The sequence below is a fragment of the Sulfitobacter mediterraneus genome (assembly GCF_003054325.1).
Classification (GTDB): domain Bacteria; phylum Pseudomonadota; class Alphaproteobacteria; order Rhodobacterales; family Rhodobacteraceae; genus Sulfitobacter; species Sulfitobacter mediterraneus.
The window spans coordinates 10,620-28,050 of the sequence record NZ_QBKU01000008.1; the positions used below are offsets into that span (position 1 = coordinate 10,620).

General features: G+C 60.1%; 8 protein-coding genes. 1 reads left to right on the forward strand and 7 read right to left on the reverse strand.

The genetic code is table 11. The features are described from left to right. Window positions 1-5: 5 nt before the first annotated feature. From C8N31_RS13380 to C8N31_RS13400, 5 genes are all read right to left on the reverse strand, one after another. On the reverse strand, window positions 6-692 hold the full coding sequence (locus tag C8N31_RS13380; protein ID WP_025050038.1) for a 4'-phosphopantetheinyl transferase family protein: 687 nt from the start codon (window positions 690-692) through the stop codon (window positions 6-8). Next, window positions 689-5,272, reverse strand: coding sequence for a MupA/Atu3671 family FMN-dependent luciferase-like monooxygenase (locus C8N31_RS13385; RefSeq protein ID WP_025050039.1), 4,584 nt, complete (start codon window positions 5,270-5,272; stop codon window positions 689-691). The genes C8N31_RS13380 and C8N31_RS13385 overlap by 4 nt, the downstream gene beginning before the upstream one ends. Then, window positions 5,269-6,267, reverse strand: a complete 999-nt coding sequence (locus C8N31_RS13390) for a glycosyltransferase family 2 protein (RefSeq protein WP_025050040.1) — start codon at window positions 6,265-6,267, stop codon at window positions 5,269-5,271. The genes C8N31_RS13385 and C8N31_RS13390 overlap by 4 nt, the downstream gene beginning before the upstream one ends. Window positions 6,268-6,272: 5 nt before the next feature. Beyond that, complete coding sequence (locus C8N31_RS13395) at window positions 6,273-12,755, reverse strand: type I polyketide synthase (protein ID WP_025050041.1); 6,483 nt, start codon at window positions 12,753-12,755, stop codon at window positions 6,273-6,275. Window positions 12,756-13,023: 268 nt separating this feature from the next. Continuing rightward, a complete protein-coding gene (locus C8N31_RS13400; protein ID WP_025050042.1) occupies window positions 13,024-14,481 on the reverse strand; it encodes a membrane protein in 1,458 nt (485 codons plus the stop codon). A gap of 191 nt (window positions 14,482-14,672) precedes the next feature. Here C8N31_RS13400 and C8N31_RS13405 point away from each other — a divergent pair, with 191 nt between their 5' ends. After that, a complete protein-coding gene (locus tag C8N31_RS13405) occupies window positions 14,673-15,419 on the forward strand; it encodes a WecB/TagA/CpsF family glycosyltransferase (protein WP_107992381.1) in 747 nt (248 codons plus the stop codon). A gap of 3 nt (window positions 15,420-15,422) precedes the next feature. Here the strand turns inward: C8N31_RS13405 and C8N31_RS13410 are convergent, their stop codons facing one another. Continuing rightward, window positions 15,423-16,367 (reverse strand): glycosyltransferase family 2 protein, encoded by a 945-nt coding sequence (locus tag C8N31_RS13410; protein WP_037918162.1) that lies wholly within the window; start codon window positions 16,365-16,367, stop codon window positions 15,423-15,425. Beyond that, window positions 16,364-17,407, reverse strand: a complete 1,044-nt coding sequence (locus C8N31_RS13415; protein ID WP_025047618.1) for a glycosyltransferase family 2 protein — start codon at window positions 17,405-17,407, stop codon at window positions 16,364-16,366. The genes C8N31_RS13410 and C8N31_RS13415 overlap by 4 nt, the downstream gene beginning before the upstream one ends. Between the last annotated feature and the right edge of the window lie 24 nt (window positions 17,408-17,431).

A 17,431-nucleotide genomic window follows, 5' to 3' on the forward strand; every position in this document is an offset into this window, starting at 1 on the left:
CCTCTTTACTCTTTCATCGGGTCAATGGTGACCGCCGTAACAATCTGCCCCCGCACCATGGCAAAGCGGCCCTGCAGAACATCGCCAGCCGCAAATTGACCGGCAGGTTGCACAAACCGTGCCTGAAACTGGCCGGTTTGAGGTGCCAAAACAACGTCAAGATGATCAAATCCGAACAGGGTCTCTGTCAAAGGATACTGCGCCTTGTAGGCTGCTTCCTTGGCGGAAAAGACCACCTTGGCGAGCATGCCCTGATCGGCGCCTGCAATCCGCGCCACTTCGGCAGGACTGCAAATTGTGGACAGTAAATCGGGGTTCAACGGCGTTGCGGCCTCAATATCCACCCCCAAATGCGCCGCCCCGCGCGTGACCGCCGCCAGACACCACCGATCATTGTGGGTGATGCTGCCATGCCAGCCTGCGGGCCAGCTTGGTGCGCGGTCCGCGCTTGCCGGAATGGCGATGTCTGGGCCGCCCAACATGCGCATGGCCGCCCGCGCCGCGCTGCGACCGGCGGCAAATTCGGCCCGCCGTTTGGGAACCGCCTGCGCCACAAATTGCGCCTCTTCCGGCCAGATCGCTGGCTGCACCAGATGTGGATCTGCAACTGCCACAGCAACGGCCCCGTCAAACAGGGCCGCAACTGCCGCTTGGATCAACGCAGCATCGTCATCGGCGCAGGCCTCGATCATGCGCCAGCCTTGGTCCGGCCTGCCCGCATCATCCGGCGTTTGGACATGGTTTCCGACTTGGCCGGATCAGGCGCCGCAACAGCAGGTTCTGCGGCAGGCTCTGCCGCTGTGCCGGGAGCCTTATCAAGATGCGCCGCCAACCCTTCCAACGTAGGAAAACGGAAGATGTCCGTGATTGACAATTGATCCGCGCCCAGCGCCGCCTTGATATCGCGGTGCGCTTGTACGGCCAGCAAGGAATGCCCGCCCAAACCAAAAAAATTGTCTTCGGCACGGATATTTCCAACACCCAACACCTTGGACCAAACCTCGGCAATGGCGGCCTGCGTCGCGCTGGCAGGCGCGGCTTTGGTGGCGGCATTACCCGGCCGCGCCGTTTTCCGGCGGTCCGGGCGTGGCAGCGCCTTGCGGTCGATCTTTTTGTTCGGGGTCAGGGGCATCGCGTCAAGTTGCGCAAAATACCCCGGCACCATGATCGCCGGCAGATCGCGCGACAGATGCGCCGTCAGCTCAGCATCGGCAATCGTCCGGCTGGCGGTGAAATAGCCCACCAGTTGCGGCCCGCCCGGCACGTCATCGCGCGGCACAACAACCGATTGCGTGACCCCGTCCATTGCCGCAAGGCAGGCTTCGATCTCGCCCAGTTCAATCCGATGCCCGCGAATTTTCACCTGTGCATCGGCGCGGCCCATAAAGTGCAGCACGCCGTCAGCATCCCAAGCCGCCAGATCGCCAGTGCGGTACAAACGGCCCGCACCAAACGGGCTTTTGACAAACCGCTCTGCGGTGAGGTCCGGCTGGTTCCAATAGCCATCCGTCACCCCACCGCCGCCAATCCAAAGCTCGCCCGCAGCGCCCGCAGGTTGCGGCGCCAAATCTGCATCCAGAACATAGACTTGCGTGTTGGCAATCGGTGTGCCGATGGGCGCGGTGGCCTCAGCCCCATTTGCGACCATAGTTGTGGTTGACCAAATGGTGGTCTCGGTCGGGCCATACATGTTTTGCACGCTGGCCCCGGTGCAGGATTTCAGCGCGGTGACCAATGATCCCGGCAAAGCTTCGCCGCCAACCATCAGATGTTTGACCCGCGACAGCGCCGCCTGTGCCTCGTGGTTGGTCACCAGCATCTGCGCCATTGACGGCGTGCATTGCAGATGCGTCACGCTGTGGCGCACAATCTGCGTGGCAAGCGAGAAATCATCTTCGCGCAGCACGGTTTCCTTGTTGGATTGCGCCAAAACATCGGCCAGCGGTTTGAGGCCTTCCATAACCTTGGGTGTCGAAATGCCATAATCGATCAGACATGCAATCTCATCCACGCCAATCCGCTTGAGCTGTTCTGTACGTGCCAGACCATCGGCCACGGTGCCAAACATGCCGCTGTCATTGAAATAACGCTGGAATGCAAATTCCAGAATGCCTTCCATTTCGTCGGGCGACAGATCCTCAAGATTGACCTCAAAGGGGTTGGTCACGCCTTTGGGCTTCTTGAACGCCGGGAATGCCCAGGCATATTGCTTGATCAGACCCGCGGCAGAGCGCAGGTAGTCTTTCATCGGTTCACGCGCGACCTCTTCGGCCTCGGCGCGGGTGGATGCCAAATAGGTGTGCAACATCACCGTGACCTTAAAGTCAACCGGATCATGCCCTGCTCCGCGCAAGGCGTCGTGGTAGATCTTGATCTTATCCGCGACCTCATCCACCGACTGGCCCAACAGGTGGGTCAACACATTTGCGCCAATCTCGCCCGCCTCGCGCCATGTGGCGGGGTTGCCCGCCGTGGTCACCCAAACGGGCAGTTCCTTGGACACTGGGCGCGGCTGCGTGACAACGGCATGAGGCGTGCCATCCTGTTTGGGAAACTCCACCGGTTCACCGCGCCACAGGCGGCGCAGCTGGTCAATGGTTTCGAACATCGCCGGTTTGTTGTTTGGCGGTGTGTTTTCCGGGCGCAGCACAAAGTCATCGGGCTGCCAGCCGCTGGCCACACCAATGCCCACGCGGCCATTGGTCAGGTTGTCGATCACCGCCCATTCTTCGGCAATACGGGCCGGATGGTGCAAAGGCGCCACGCAAGACCCCGCGCGGATTTCGAGGTTCTGGGTGACAGCCGCCGCCGCCGCGCCGGTGACAGACGGGTTCGGGTAAGGGCCGCCAAAGGCGTGAAAGTGCCGCTCTGGCGTCCAGATCGCGTTGAAGCCATGGGCATCGGCAAACTTTGCCCCTTCCAGCAGCAATTCGTATTTCTTGGGGCCGACGCCGCCGTCATTGCCCCAATAAAACAGGTTAAAGTCGATCTTGCGATCTGACAGACCAATGGGCCCGTCCGACACCTGTGTGCGGCTTTCATCGCCAGCCAACACCAGCTTGAACCCCCGCGACAGGGTCCAGAACAGCTCAAGCACCGAAATATCAAACGACAGGCTGGTCACGGCCAGCCAGACCGCGCCCGCCTCGTGGTCGATCCGGTCATCCATGCCGACAAAGAAGTTGGCGACATTGCCGTGGTTGACCATCACGCCCTTGGGCGTGCCGGTAGAGCCGGAGGTATAGATCAGATAGGCCAGATCTTGCGCGGTTGCCGCGCACGCCGGATCGGCGGCAGAGGCTGCTGCGATACGCGCATCGCTGTCCAATTGCACCACCTGTGCGTTATGCGCGGGCAGCTGCCCGGCCAGCGCCGATTGGGTCACGATAATTGGTGCGGCGCTGTCCGTGATGTAATGGGCAATCCGGTCGGCGGGATAAGCCGGATCAAGTGGCACATAAGCGCCACCAGATTTCAGGATGGCCAAAGCGCCCACGATCAAATCAACGCCCCGCGCGGCATAAAGACCGATGGGCGTTCCGGGGGCCGCGCCCATATCGCGCAGAACATGCGCCAGCTTGTTGGCCCGGTTGTTCAGATCGCCGTAGCTCAGCACCTCCCCCTCAAACACCAATGCCTCAGCATCCGGTGTGCGGGCCACTTGAGCCTCAAATGCCGCGTGAACGGTGGTTCGGTCATAGCTGCGGCCTGTTGCGTTCCATCCCAAAAGCAATTGATCACGCTCAGACGCGGGCAAGGCCCACAGATCAGCGCAAGTTTGCGCTGTCCCGATCTGCGCAAGCGCCGCTTCGAAACGGGCCACCAACAGGGCCAAAGCGGCCTCTCCGATACGGGCAGGGTCATAGATGATGCTGCACCCTTCATCGGTCACAGCAAGGGTCAGCGCGGCACCCGGCACGGCATCAGCGGTGAAACTAAGGCCAACCTCGGTACGCTCACTATGGTCGATGGCCGGATCGCGCAGCGCCAAATCGGTGGCAAAACCCGCACTGTTCGACGCCCGCTCAAGATCTTTCTCGAACTGCGCCACGACGTCTGCAACCGTTGTCACCGCCGTTGCAATGAGTGTCAGCGGCACATGGTCCACCAGCAACGGATGCGCCGTGTCTTGGCGCAGGGCAAGCGTGCCGGTGTCCTGCCCCGAGGAATTCAGTGCCGTCAGAGCCAATGCTGCCGCCTGTTGGGTGCGGTCTTGTCCTTTTGGTGCGGCCAGTGACCGCGATTGCAGATCTGCGCCATCCTCAGCAGACGCCGGGCCTGCAAGGGGGCAAGACATCCAATCAGCACCCGCAAGGGTCCCTCGCCAAAAGGCTTCATCCTTGACCGGCAGGGGCGCAAGCGCAGGAGGGACGATTTTGTCCCCTGCCGAGAACAAACGAGAGAGGTCAACAGCAGCACCATCAATTGTGGTGATGCCTGAAAGCTCAACCGCCGCAGATGCGGTGCCAATGGTGATCCGGTCCGCAGACACGGTCAGAACCACGCCGCAATCGGCTGTTTGATCGGTGCCGGACAGGCCGCCAATCACAAGCGCCTGATCCCCCGCCATCAGTTTGGGCGTGGTCAGCGGGTTCCAATAGCCGCCAAAATCGAGGCCGCGCATCAGGCGCGACAGGCTGGCGGCATCTTGGGTGAAATCCAAAACACCCATATTGGCGGGGCGGTCGTCACGGGCAAAATAGCTGCGCTGTGTCAGGTCTTGGGCCGTGCGCTGCAGCAACCCGCTTTCCAGTTGTGCAACGACGTCGGCAAAACTTTCCATACCAGCGGCATAACACTTGGAGTTGAGACTAAAGGCGGTTTCATCCTCGGCAATCTGCACCATCCGTTGGGCCAGAATATCGCCCTCGTCCACGCCGCCTTCGATGACATGCCAGGTGATGCCGTGGCTGTCTTCCCCATTGATGATGGCCCAGGCGGGGGTGTTCAAACCGGCATATCGCGGCAGCGGTCCATCGTGAAAGTTGATTGCGCCCTTGGCGGGCAATGCCAGCACATCGGACGGGATCATCCGCAGGTTTGCAATGCTCAGCAACCAATCGGCAGTGATGCCAGCCGCGATCAAATCGCGGGGCTGCTCAACCACCTTGAGGCCCTTGCCCTCAGCCCAAGTCCGGACAGCCGGATCGCGCGTCACAACGGCAGGCAGGCGATGCCCGCCCGTCAACAACATGTCGCCACAAGCAATCGTGAGGGATTCATCCCCCATCAAAATGGCGTCAAAACCGGCGGGAATAAAAGCTGCGGTCATGGTCTGTCCTCCGTTGCGGGGCGTCGTGATGTTGCGGGTTGCCGGTCAAGCGACAGGCCAAAGCCATGCCGCGCCAGATCACGCAGAAAATAGGCAGGATCCTGGCTGTTTTTCCCCGAAATGGCACAGCGCAGGTGATGAATGGCCCCGCCTGCCAACCGCGCCACAAGGGCCGCGGCAGCATAGACAGAACCGTGATTTTTCACAAAGTAATGGCGGCGACTGTCGAACCAGTAAGACGGCATGCGTTGCCATTCCTTCATCCCGGTCGACACCGACCCGATATGCACAACCCGGCTTTGAGGCAGATACCAACAGCTCCACCCGGCGCGGGCGGCGCGTTTGCACAGATCGGTTTCCTCAAAGTAGAGAAAGAAGGTTTCGTCAAACAGCCCGATTTCATCCAGCATCTTGGCCCGGACCAGCACACTGGCCCCGGCCACCCAATCGACACGGGCGGTGTGGTCCGGCAGTGGCGGCGCCACGATGGCGTTCTTGAGCATCCGCGAGAAAACACCCGTGCGGGCCGCCCCTTCGAATTCACCCGCAATGGAGGGGAACCGGAAGGCAGTGCAATGGGTCACGTCATCCTCGCCGCGCACATGGCTGCCTGCAAAACCGGCCTTGGGGTGGCTTTCCAGATGGGTGATCAATAGTGGCAGACATCCCGCATCGGGAAAGGCATCGGAGTTCAGCACATAAAAGTAATCCGGCGCACTGCCATCGGACATCCGCGAGGTGAGGCCAAGGTTGTTGCCCGCGCCAAAACCGCCGTTCACATCCGACAAGATCAACCGCACCAGGCCGTTTTCATCCCAGCCCCTTTCGGTGATGGCCCTTTGCAACACCCCCGCCGATCCGTCGCCAGAGGCGTTGTCGATCAAGATCATCTCGGCCCCGACCGGCATATCGGCTAAGGCCGCCTCTGCCGCCCGCAGGGTCATCTCAGCTGTGCGGTAGTTGAGAATAAGAACCAGAACTTTTGCTGCTGCCATATCTCTCACTCCGCCGCCGTGGCACGGGGCCAGTTGCTGTCTTCTGGATCGGGCTCAAGGGCGCCGCTGATCACTTCTCGCAGCTCTTGCGCCAACACGGTCACAAAGGGCGCAAGCACCATGGATTCGTGATCGCCGGGCACTTCGATCACCTCAAGGTTTGGCACATAGCCGCGCCAATCGTTGTCCTCGAACACATATTCGCGTTCCGCGCTGACGAACCGGCCCTTGGTCACCCGCCAATGCAAATCGAGCGGTGGCCGAAACAGGGTCATCGGGCCATCCCATTTGGGTGTGTCATAAGCCCCGACAGCGGTCAGGAAGGCCTGCTGTATCTTGAGGTTGTTGAACTCGGACCCGTTGCCATCGCCCGCATCTGCTTGCGCACCCGCGCGGCGGGTCTTTTCCCAGGCCAGACGGTTTTGCGCCCATTCTACAAGGTATTGCGGACCTTTGCGGCGCAGCTCTGCCAATTTGATCAGTGCCTTATCAGGACGCGACAGCGATGGCCGCACCGGCAATGGCGTATCAAGCATCGCCAAAACAGCAACCTCCTCGCCCGCGCTGCGCAATTGTTGCGCCATTTCATAGGCGGTGATCCCGCCGCCGGAGTACCCCGCCAGCAAGTACGGCCCATGCGGCTGCACGCGGCGCACCTCGGCCAGATAGTCTCGCGCCGCCTCGCCCACATCGGTGTGGGGCGGCGTGTCGCCAATCAATCCACGTGCCTGAATGCCCATCACCCGGCGTTCCTTGCTGAATGGCAAGGCCAGATGGCGCAGGTTCAACACATTGCCAAACATCCCCGCCACCACAAACAGAGGCGCGGCATCCTTTTGGTCGCATTGGTTCAGTGGCACGAGATAGTCAAAGGTGTCGACCACCGGTGCAGCGCCGATATCCGCAGCGCCCGAAACATCGCCCGCATCACAGGTTTGCACCGCAATCAGCGCCGCACATTTGGCGATGGTCGGGGCCTCAAACAGAACCGAAATCGGGAACTCGACCGCAAACTCGCGTTTAACACTGGCAAACAGGCGCACAGCGATCAACGAATGCCCGCCCAGATCAAAGAAGCTGTCTTCGACCCCTACCGGGCTGACGCCCAGCAGATTTTCCCAGATCGCAGCAAGCCGTTCTTCGATGCCATTGCGCGGCGCGACAAAAGAACCGTCCAGATCAGGGCGTTCAAAGCTTTGCCCGCTCGTGCTGGTCCCCTGTGGCGGCTGATCCACTTGCGCGATCAGACCATCCAGCGGCAGTGAGGATACAATCACCTGCGACCGGCCCAGCGCAATTGCTCGGCGCAATGCCTCTGGCCCCTCAGCGGCGCGAATGCCTTGGGAGACCATATAGGCCAGACGTTCTTCTGCCGGTGTCAGGCTGTCTTGATCCGCATCAGCATCATCAAAACGCACCTCGCTCGGGTCCAGCGGCGCAGCGGCAAAGCCGCCCTCAAGCCGTTTCATCGCGAAATTCTCGACCCTGACCAAAACCCGGCCATCCGCATCACAGATCGTCACATCAAAGCTGGCAAAGCCATCACCCGCCGCCGTTTTCGACAGTGTAATATGGGAATAAATCTCTGCGGGCAGCGGCCCATGGACAGTGATCGCACCATAGGACACCGGCACCCAAAGGTGGCTGGCATCATAGCTTGGCACCAGATCAATCGCCCAGCCGGTGGCAAGGTCCAACAAACCGGCGTGCAACAGGTGGCCCTCAGCCAGATCATCACGGCAGGCATCTGGCAAGGCCAATTTGGCGATCCCTTCATCCGTGCCAACCGCGGTTTCGCGCAGCACATGCCAGCGCGGCCCAAAGTCAAGATGCCCCTCTTGCGGTGAAATCAAACGCCCGCCCTCTGGCGCAGCATTGATCTGGGCACAGCGGCCAATTGCCGCCTCAAGATCGAAGGCTTCTGGCTGTGGACCGCTGACCGCCGCAATTTGCGCCTGCGCATGAAGCTGCCAGCCGGATTTGTCGTTCAAGGTGCAATCGCTGCGCAGTTCGGCGGCAAAGCCTGCCCCATCTGCGCTTAGGTTGATCTGCAAGTCGCGCGGCGTTTCGTCCTCGACCGGCATCGCCCGCAGGAAATAGAGATCCCGAATTTCAAAGCCTTGGGTCAACCCCTTGGCTGTGGCAGCTTCGGCCAAAAGCTCAATATAGCCGGTGCCTGGCATGATCGCCTGACCATCCTTGGTGCGGTGTTGATCCAGCAGCCAATGTGCGCTGCTGATCTGCGCGGACAAAACCGGATCACCCGCCACGTCGGACCCCATGGTCTGCAACAGCGCCGCATTGATCGGGCGGGCGGGCAGCACATCACTGGCGCCGCCGCTCAGGCTGTTGGTGGCCATGCCGACATCGGCCCAGATGCCCCAGTTGATCGCCATCACGCGGGTCGCGCCGCCACTGCGGGCGGCGGCATAGGCGTTGAGCCAGGCATTCGCTGCGACATAATCCACCTGACCGGCAGACCGGGTCGCCGTGCTGGTGGAAGAAAACAGGATCAGGCAATCCAGATCGCCATCAGGCAACAGCTGATCAATAACCCGCAAGCCCTGCACCTTGGGCGACAGAACCGCATCCATCTGCGCGTCCGTTTTACCCAACATCGGCCCATCGTCGAGCGCACCAGCCGCATGAACAACGCCGTTGATCCGGCCATGGCGGTTTTGCAAATCTTCAATCACCCGGCGCATCTGCGCCAGATTGGCCACGTCGGCCCCGGCGACCTCGACCAGCCCGCCTTTGGCGGCGGCGAGTGTCTCAAGTTCAATCACACTGCGCATCCGCCGTGCGGTGCGGTCTGCCGTGCCGTGACGGGCAAGGTAGCCATTCCACGCCTGACGATCCGGCAAGGGGTCGCGGCCCAGCAGAACCACTGTCGCAGACTGCCGCGACAAGATATCTGCGGCCAGCGTCTGGCCAATACCGCCAAACCCGCCTGTGATCAGATAGACACCGCCCTCCTCAAAGACGACATCATCGGTGGCGTTCAATGGCGCGGGTTTGAAGCCTTGTTCAAACCGTTTTGCACCGCGATAGGCAGCCACCACATTTGCAGGCACGGCCATCAAGTCTTCCAGCAGGCGATCCGTCAGATCATCCGCAATATCGGGTTCGGATGGCGCAGCTGGCGCAAACCAACCCCGCTTTGCCGGCGCAGGCGCCGCATGTTCTTCGATATCGATCTGGGCACAGGTCACACCCGGCATTTCACGGGGGAACACACCGACAGGACCGGCAATCAGCGCCTTTTCAGGATGGGCCAATGCCTCATCCTTCAGCTGCGCCGCACCTGTGGTAAAGACACTCAGATGCAGCGGCGCATCGTGGCCCGCTTCGGTCAGAGATTGGGCAAGCCATGTCAGGCTCCAGAAGCCTTGTTCAAGATTGCGGTCAAAGGTGCTGCTGCCGGGGCGCGGCGCGACGTGATCATCGGTCAACCAGAAATGTGCGATCCGGTCCGGCATCAGCCCGCGCTCGGCAAGATCGGCAATCAACAGGTCATATTCCCGGCGTCCCTGCTCTGCCGCCAGCGTATAGGTGTTCTCATCCTGACGGGCGAAGGCATCCCCTGCCCGCACGGCGATCACCCTGTGACCTGCATCGCGAAGGCGCGTCATCACCGGCGCGGCCAGCCCATCACCATCCGCAAAGATCAGCCAGGACAGCGGTGTCGCGGCCAGATCGGTGATCGCGTCAATGTCGGCATTGGCAAAACGCGGCCGCCATGTGGGCACAGCGCCCCAAGTGGCCATATCATCCTGCCGCACCAAGGCGCTGGCGGGCGCGGCAACGGCCGCAGTGCCCGGCTCGATAAAGTATCGGCTGCGCTGGAAAGCATAGGTCGGCAGCACCACACGGTTGCGCCGCGCCTCACCCCAGATTTGCGCCCAATCGGCCTCAACGCCGCAAGCCCAAAGCCGTCCGATAACGGACATGAAATACATATCATCCGCGATATCCTGATCGGGATGGCGCAGGGTTGAGAACGCCTGTGCGGGTTTGACCCCATCGCTCATCTGCGCCAGCGCGGACAAAGCCTTGCCCGGTCCGACCTCAAGGTACACACGATCGCGCGGGGCGCTCAGTGTGGCAATGCAGTCGGCAAAGTTCACCGTGTTGCGCAGCTGCCCAACCCAATAATCGGGGTTGGTCGCCTCATCCACCGTGATCTCTTGGCCCGTGCGGTTGGACATAAACGGCATCTGCGGCGCTTGCAGCTCAAGCCCGGCAAGGAATGCACGATAACGGTCCAGAATAGGTTCCAACATGCGGCTGTGCGCTGCGATGTCGATGGCGATCCGCTGGTATTCCAGCCCTGCGTCGGCCAGACGGACCTGCATCGCGTCCAGCGCGGATTGCGGGCCAGACACGGCAATCAGTTCAGGCGCATTGACCGAAGCGATATCCAGATCGCCCCCCAAAAGCGGTTCAATCGCGCTGAGCGGTGCGGAGATGCTGATCATGCCACCTGCGGGCACCTCATCAAACAACTGGCCCCGCAAAAGCACCAGATCAATCAGGTTTTCAAAGCTCATCACACCGGCAAGGCAGGCGGCGACGTTTTCACCCATCGAATGGCCCACCATCGCAGCGGGCGTCACACCCCAGCTGATCCAAAGCTGTGCCAGCGCATATTCGGTGATCGCAATCAGCGGCAGTTGCACGGAGGGCTGCTTGAGCCGTTCTGCGGCTGCGTCCATCTGATCAGCTTCGGGCAACCAAAGCGCCCGGATGTCATAGGCCAGCTGCGGCTGAAGATGGGCCAAGCCGCGATCCATCCAATCGGCAAAGACCGGCTCTGTTTCATAGAGATCGCGCGCCATGCCCGGATACTGCGCCCCGCCGCCGGGGAACATGAACACAACCTCGGGCGCATCGCCCAGCAGATCATGAGTGAATACACGGCGGGTATCGCCGCCCTCAAGCAAGGCCGCGGCCTCCTCATGGGTTTCGGCCACCACAACGCGCCGCTTTTCAAAGCCGCGCCGCCCGTTTTTGAGGGTAAAGGCCACATCGGCCAAAGGTTGTTCGGGATGCGCCCGCATATGTGCGGCCAGCGCGGCGGTGTTTGCATCCAGCGCGGATTTGCTGCGCCCGGACACGCACAGCACGTGGAACGGCCAATCGCTTTCCTCAGACGGGGCGCGTGCGGGGGCTTCTTCGACGATCGCATGGGCATTGGTGCCGCCCACGCCCAGCGCATTGATCGCCGCACGGCGCGGCGCGATGCCTTGGGGCCAGTCGCGCAATGTGTCGTTCACCGAAAACGGACTGCCCTCAAACGGGATCGCCGGATTGGGCGCCTCATAGCCGAGCGATGGCGGCATCTGTTTGTGGTGCAAGGCAAGTGTAGATTTCACAAACCCCGCGACGCCCGCCGCTGTATCCAGATGGCCAATGTTGGTTTTCACAGATCCGATCCGGCAGAAATCCGTATCGGTGGTCGTCTTGCGATAGGCTTCGGTCAGCGCAGCAACCTCAATCGGATCGCCCAAATAGGTGCCAGTGCCATGACATTCGACCATGCCAATGCTTTGCGCCGCAACGCCTGCATCATCCAAGGCCTTGACGATGGCGTCGGTTTGCCCGTCGACAGATGGGGCCAAGTAGCCCGCTTTGGCCGCGCCATCGTTGTTGACCGCAGATCCTTTGATCACACCCCAGATATGATCGCCATCGGCAATCGCGTCCGAGAGGCGCCGCAAGGCCACGGCCCCTGCACCAGAACCAAACACGGTGCCCTGCGCCCGGTGATCAAAAGCATGGCAATGCCCGTCCGGTGACAGGATTTCATTTTCCTTGAACTCATAGCCACGCCCCTGCGGCAGTTCGATGGTCACACCGCCCGCCAGCGCCATGTCAATTTCGCCCGCTCTGAGCGCCTGACAGGCATAGTGGATCGCCACAAGGGAGGTCGAACAGGCCGTTTGCATGTTGATCGACGGCCCCTTCAGGTCAAACACATGGCTGACACGGGTCGACAGGAAATCTTTGTCATTGCCGGTATGGCGCAGCAGGAACATGCCCACGTCATCCACCAGATCCGGGTTGGAACAGATGTTGAAATAGAAATAGCTGCCCATCCCGCAGCCTGCATAAACACCAATGGGGCCCGCCATGGTTTCGGGCGGATGACCGGCCTGTTCCATCGACTGCCAGGCCACTTCAAGGAATTTGCGATGTTGCGGATCAAGGATCGCGGCATCTTTGGGGGAAAAGCCAAAGAACTCCGCATCAAATGTATCAAACCCCTCCAGCACAGCGGCGGCGGGCACGTAATTCTTGCGGGCGATGTTTTCGGGGCTTTCGCCAGCGTCCAGCAGATCTTGCTCGCTCAACCGGCGAATGGATTCAACGCCATCGCGCAGATTTGCCCAATAGGCATCCACACCTTCTGCACCCGGCACGTTCACAGCCATGCCAACAATTGCAATATCTTCGCCTGAAATCGAGCGGCCCTTGGTGGTATCCATTCGTTCAATATTCCCGTTGCCTGCCCCAGGACGGACTTCACCCGTCTGAGTAATTAAGGAATATATGCCTGTGGAACTTGGAGAAATTGGGAAGATTTCAGGGCTTTTCCCCGAATATCCGTGGTTTTCAACAGGTTTCCCTTAATAACAAGGCGTTGCCCACCTAAAGCTACCATAATAAAGGCAAAAAGGGGCGGTCATTATTGACGCAGGCGAAACAATTTTGGCCAAATGTGCCGGATCAAATCGCCAAATAAGGCCAATTTGCTCATAAAACGGTGCGTTTGCCTTGATTTTGCCTTGTTTTGTCAAAGACCGTGTCGCGCATCTGATAGCGCGGCGGATGTGAGACCCCGGCAAACAGCTTTTCGGCGTGTCCCATGATCGCGCCAGCGGTCAGCCAGGTGAGCGGTGTCAGGGTCGCGTTGAGCAGCATGTCCATCAACGTAACCCCCAAGATCAGGCAAAGCGGCGCCACAAATAGAGAGATCGTTTGCGGGCGCCGCCTTGAAACATAGAGCCCCATCATCAACAACGGCAGCGCCAAAAGACCAAATTCACAGATGTATCCGACCCAGCCAAAAGTGCCGAAAACAATGATCCAGCGACCATCAGGAACGGTCAGAATATCGCCTGTCTCGCTGTGGCGGACCAAGGAACGGCCCCAACCGCCCCAACCAAAAGCCGGTTTTTCCGCCGCCCGAACAAGCAGTTGGTCCTCGTTGTTAAACCTGTAAGCCAGAGATTGCGCGCGCTCATCACTGATCTCGGCAGCTTGGGCCAGAATGGCCTCTGTCGGAACAACATCCAGGTTGCGCAGCATCGGATAGCCCACAGCCACAACAGCAAAAAACACCGCCAGCCGGATCTGCCAACGGCTTGGTATGAACAGCGCAACAGGGGTCAGCGCCACGCCATAGGCAAAGGACGCAAGGCTTTTGCACAGCACCAGCAGAACCGCCAGATAGCCAACAATCAGATAGCCCTTGAACCGCTTTTCTGCCGGGCCGTTGCGCACCAAAGCAGCAGCCGCAATCAGACTGGTCACCACAAATATCGCCAGCCACAGGCCATGGGGCAAAAATACGATCGGCCGATACCCCCCATCGCGGATCATCTGTTCAAAGGAATGCTGAAAAAACCCGTAAATCCAGATGTTTGTCACCGGGCTGAACTGAATTTCAAACAGTGACGGGATCGAATAAATCAGACCGCCCACCATAAAGGCCAGCAACACCTCATGCAGCCCCTTTTCATCCGCAAGATATTGCCGCGCCAGCAGGAACGGCACCAGCGTGAGTACCTGCGAGAGCACCACAGCCCCGACGTCGCGCACCGACTGTCCGGGCAGTTGATCCACCAGGAAAATGATCGGATCGGCATCGCGCAGCACTTCGAACAAGATCGGATCACGGTTGGTCATCACTGTCGGAATGGCCGACAGGACCAGCCCCGCCACCAACACCCGCCCGATCCAGCCCTGCGGCCAGATATGCAGCTTTTCCTTGAGGGAAAACATCAAGATCAAGACAACGCTGAGGTTCGGAATAGACACTTTGTCCATCGAGGGCACCAGCGGCAGGTTGAATTCCGCCAGCGGTGGCAAGAACAGATAGCCGCCCAGAATGGACCAGATCAACGCCCGTTGCAGCGGCATCTTTCGGAACAGCCACAGACAGACCAGCGGCCAGATCAACAGCATCAGATATGCAAAACCGTTTGGCATGTTGGTCCTATGGCGTGGTGGCTTTGGGGGAAATTATCATCTGGCCTGACGCCTGTCATCCCGATAGATTCTTTTCACGGTGGCGCAATGCGTCACCACAATACAGGTAACCGCATGATTAAATTATTTAAATTCACCACATCCGCGCCACATCACGTTTCGTTTGCAGACCGTCCCGAGGGCCGCGCCACATGAAATTTGGCAAAGATCCCCATCAGATTGAGGTCAATGTGCCGACGCGCCCCGCATTGTTTCAGACTGTGCGCAGTCACCTAAAAGAAAAAACCGGATTCGCGCTGGCCACGTTGAACCTCGATCACCTCACCAAACTGCCGGAGGAACCTGCGTTTCTCGCCGCCTACCGCGCACATGATCTGGTGGTCGCCGATGGCCGGCCCGTGGTCTGGATGTCCAAATTGGCGCAGCAACCGGTTGAGCTGATGCCGGGGTCCGACATGATCCTGCCGCTTTGTGCGCTTTGTGTAGAAACGGGCCGGTCCATCGCCCTTGTCGGCAGCAGCGATGAAGCGCTGTCGGGCGCGGCGGAGGCGCTCAAGTCCCGTGTGCCGGGCCTTGAAGTGTCCTTCATCCATGCTCCGCCCTATGGGTTTGACCCCCAAGGCGCCGCTGCTGATGCAATTCTCCGGGATTTGGCTAGCAGTGGCGCAGGCTTATGTTTTATCGCCCTTGGCGCCCCCAAGCAGGAGATTTTTGCCGCACGGGGCCGCGAGATCGCGCCCGATGTCGGTTTTGCCTCTATCGGTGCGGGGCTGGATTTTTTCTCAGGCCATCAGGTGCGTGCGCCCAAGATTATGCGCATGGTTGCGATGGAATGGCTTTGGCGGGCATTGCAAAGCCCGCGACGGATGATCCCGCGCTATGCCAAGTGTTTTGCGATTCTGCCGGGGCTGATGATCGACGCGCTGCGCCAGCGCTAGTAGTTACTTGTATTCAATGATCTCAGACTTGCGCCCGGACATCCGGCGCAGGTGATATTGTACCACGCCCAAACCTTCGGCAAATTTTGAGAAGGTCGTCAGAGCCGCCCATGCCAGCCCGCCGTGCCGGGACAGTCGCAGGATTTGCAAAGGGTAGATCCCCAGCAACAAAAGCGCCCAGGGGCTGATCAACAAAGCCAAAAGCAAGATCGACAGGGGCAACACGGCGCCCCAGATCAACGCGCGGCGGCTCTCAGCGACCCAATGCCGTTCCGGTGGCGCACCGTGCAATGCCGCCCCCTCGGCAAAGGCATGGCCCGCCCGCTGGCTGCGTTTCCACCATTGGCTGAGGCGTGTGATCTCGGCGTCATGCCATGTCATCTCTGCATCAAGCCGCCAGATCTGCCAGCCCGCTTGGCGCAGACGCACACAAAGCTCTGGCTCCTCCCCCGCGATCAGGCTGTCACGATAGCCGCCCAGATCCCGCAGCGGCGCAACCCGCATCAAGGCATCCCCGCCGCAGGCCAAGGCCTGCCCCACGGGCGTGTCCCATTCGCGGTCAATCAACCGGTTGTAGACAGAAGCGTCCGGAAACCGTTCGCGCCGCCGCCCGCAGACAACGGCCACATCGGGATGGCCCTCCAAAAAGCTGCGGGCGGTGTCGATCCAACCTTTTCGCAGGGCGCAATCCCCGTCAAGGAACTGAACAAATTCAACGCCCTCCGCGACCTTTTCCAATCCGGCGTTTCGCGCACGGGCTGCGGTGAATGGCTGCGTCATATCCAATGCAACCACCAGCGCGCCCCGGCTTTGCGCCGCCTCAGCAGACCCATCGGTCGACCCGGAATCCACATAGATCACCTGATCCACCTGCCCCTCAAGCGCCGCAAGGCAGGCAATCAGCCGCGCCCCTTCATTGCGCCCGATGACAACCGCCGCGACCGTCATCGCGTGGCCTTTGACAGATATTCCGAGAACGCCTTGGAGCCGACCACGAACCCTGCCCGGATCAACAATTCAACCCGGTTCCAGGGCCGCGCATCAAGTGAAAACAACGTCACATCCGGCACATTGCGCATCACTGCGGCGCGGCGGGCGTCTTCTCCGTGCGCCACATCCCCAGCGCCCAACGATGCCACATCCCGCGCACCGGGATCGTTGGCAAATTTGTAGTGTTTGATCACCCCGGTGATGTCGGCGCAGGTCACTCCCATCGACAAATGTGGATGCGGTGCGGGCGTTACATCCGGGCCGTTAAAGATCAGCGGATGTTTGGTCAGACAACAGGCCTCGCCAAAGACCTTGCCGCGCACCCCACCAAAACAGAACTGAATATCTCGGTTCGGGTTTGTGTTGTCCTTGAGCAGCTCTGAAAACGGGATATCGGTGCTGTGGTAATCATATTTGTCCACAGTGCTGATATCGAAATAGCTAAACTCCTCAAGCACTTGCGCGTAAGGCAAATGCGCCACCTCGCGCAGCGGCGCTTTGGGAAACATCTCAAGCATCTGTGCCACCATTGCGGTGGCCCCCTGCCCGTTGAGATAGGCAATCAGCCCGTCCATGCCCAAGCTTTCGCGCCCCTCAAAATCAAAAATCTCGTCCATATCCACATAAAGACACCAACGGTTTTGCCCATAGGTGTTGGCAGGATATTGGCGGATCAGGTCTTCGAAACCGGCCAGAGGCAAGGCGCTTTGGTCAATAATCGTGCCCGGTTCGGCGGCGATCCGGGTCAGCGTGTCGTCGGTTGATCCATTGTCGATAAACACAAAATGCCGGATGCCCATGGCGCGGTAATGGGCAAAGAACGCGTCCAGATAATAGCTGCCGTTGCGCACAAGCGCGATCAGCACCACCTCATCGGCACCGGCGTTCAATTGTGCAGGCCCATGCAGATGCCGCAGGGAGCGTGCAAATTGCTGGCGGCGGCGGCGTTCGCGCATTTTGTGCAGGGCGCGGCGCATCAGGTGGATCGGGCTTTTCATAGGCGCGTGATACGCCAGCGGCAG